Origin of the sequence: Brucella sp. 22210 (assembly GCF_052045675.1) — a bacterium.
Lineage (GTDB): Bacteria > Pseudomonadota > Alphaproteobacteria > Rhizobiales > Rhizobiaceae > Brucella.
The window spans coordinates 37,501-39,712 of sequence record NZ_JBQEPD010000031.1; the positions used below are offsets into that span (position 1 = coordinate 37,501).

Consider the following 2,212-nt stretch of genomic DNA (forward strand, 5'->3'; position numbering starts at 1 on the left):
ATTTAAAGAAAGCGTAACAGCTCACTGGTCTAAATAAGGGTCTTTGCGCCGAAAATGTACCGGGGCTAAAGCCATACACCGAAGCTGTGGATGCACGTATGTGCGTGGTAGCGGAGCGTTCCGTAAGCCTGTGAAGGGACAGTCGTGAGACATCCTGGAGGTATCGGAAGTGAGAATGCTGACATGAGTAACGATAAAGGGAGTGAGAGACTCCCTCGCCGAAAGTCCAAGGGTTCCTGCTTAAAGTTAATCTGAGCAGGGTTAGCCGGCCCCTAAGGCGAGGCCGAAAGGCGTAGTCGATGGGAACCACGTTAATATTCGTGGGCCTGCAGGTAGTGACGGATCGCGTGTGTTGTAAGGTCTTATTGGATTGATCTTGCAGCGAAGCGGTTCCAGGAAATAGCTCCTGCATATAGACCGTACCCTAAACCGACACTGGTGGACTGGTAGAGAATACCAAGGCGCTTGAGAGAACTGCGTTGAAGGAACTCGGCAAAATGCACGCGTAACTTCGGAAGAAGCGTGACCTCCATTTAGGCAACTAGGTGGGGGTGGCACAGACCAGGGGGTAGCGACTGTTTACCAAAAACACAGGGCTCTGCGAAGTCGCAAGACGACGTATAGGGTCTGACGCCTGCCCGGTGCTGGAAGGTTAAGAGGAGATGTGCAAGCATTGAATTGAAGCCCCAGTAAACGGCGGCCGTAACTATAACGGTCCTAAGGTAGCGAAATTCCTTGTCGGGTAAGTTCCGACCTGCACGAATGGCGTAACGACTTCCCCGCTGTCTCCAACGCAGACTCAGTGAAATTGAATTCCCCGTGAAGATGCGGGGTTCCTGCGGTTAGACGGAAAGACCCCGTGCACCTTTACTATAGCTTTACACTGGCATTCGTGTCGGCATGTGTAGGATAGGTGGTAGACTTTGAAGCAGTGGCGCCAGCCATTGTGGAGTCATCCTTGAAATACCACCCTTGCCTATATGGATGTCTAACTGCGGCCCGTTATCCGGGTCCAGGACCGTGTATGGTGGGTAGTTTGACTGGGGCGGTCGCCTCCTAAAGAGTAACGGAGGCGCGCGATGGTAGGCTCAGAACGGTCGGAAATCGTTCGTCGAGTGCAATGGCATAAGCCTGCCTGACTGCAAGACTGACAAGTCGAGCAGAGACGAAAGTCGGTCATAGTGATCCGGTGGTCCCGCGTGGAAGGGCCATCGCTCAACGGATAAAAGGTACGCCGGGGATAACAGGCTGATGACCCCCAAGAGTCCATATCGACGGGGTTGTTTGGCACCTCGATGTCGACTCATCGCATCCTGGGGCTGGAGCAGGTCCCAAGGGTATGGCTGTTCGCCATTTAAAGCGGTACGTGAGTTGGGTTCAGAACGTCGTGAGACAGTTCGGTCCCTATCTGCCGTGGGTGTAGGAATATTGATAGGATCTGTCCCTAGTACGAGAGGACCGGGATGGACGTATCTCTGGTGGACCTGTTGTCGTGCCAACGGCATAGCAGGGTAGCTATATACGGACGGGATAACCGCTGAAGGCATCTAAGCGGGAAACCCACCTAAAAACGAGTATTCCCTATCAGAGCCGTGGAAGACCACCACGTTGATAGGCCGGGTGTGGAAGTGCGGCAACGCATGTAGCTTACCGGTACTAATAGCTCGATCGACTTGATCACTCCCATTTACAATATCCATCAAGCGTAGCTTGATGATCTATATCGCTCACGCCAGTCTGGCTTCGCCAGACGGCTGCGCGGGCGCGCCGGAAAACCGGCGGCACACAGTCGTGTGCTTTTTATTATCTGCACGAAAGACGGCATGGTGAATGAAGCAGTGAGTGAACATACTCACTTGACTTGCTTATTCCCCTACTGCCCTAATCCAGCTTCTCAATTTGTGTTCTTCGCCGACCTGGTGGTTATGGCGGAGCGGCTGCACCCGATCCCATTCCGAACTCGGCCGTGAAACGCTCCAGCGCCAATGGTACTTCATCTTAAGATGCGGGAGAGTAGGTCGCTGCCAGGTCTGCCAAGCACACAAATCAAACCATCTTCTCTAAAACATACAAAACACTCCAAATACGCGTAAAACGCTAAAAATACCCAACCGGTTATAATATACACACCCTGGCGCGGGGTGGAGCAGCCCGGTAGCTCGTCAGGCTCATAACCTGAAGGCCGCAGGTTCAAATCCTGCCCCCGCAACCA

1 tRNA gene and 2 rRNA genes (1 of these 3 cut by a window edge) are annotated in these 2,212 nt (G+C 53.3%); all 3 read left to right on the forward strand.

Going from position 1 to position 2,212, the window contains the following annotated elements:
- Positions 1-1,681, forward strand: a 23S ribosomal RNA gene (locus ACTJKP_RS22630); it begins 1,132 nt to the left of the window's first position.
- A gap of 234 nt (positions 1,682-1,915) precedes the next feature.
- Positions 1,916-2,030: ribosomal RNA gene (gene rrf / locus ACTJKP_RS22635) — 5S ribosomal RNA — on the forward strand.
- Between the two features lie 105 nt (positions 2,031-2,135).
- Positions 2,136-2,212: transfer RNA gene (locus ACTJKP_RS22640), tRNA-Met, on the forward strand.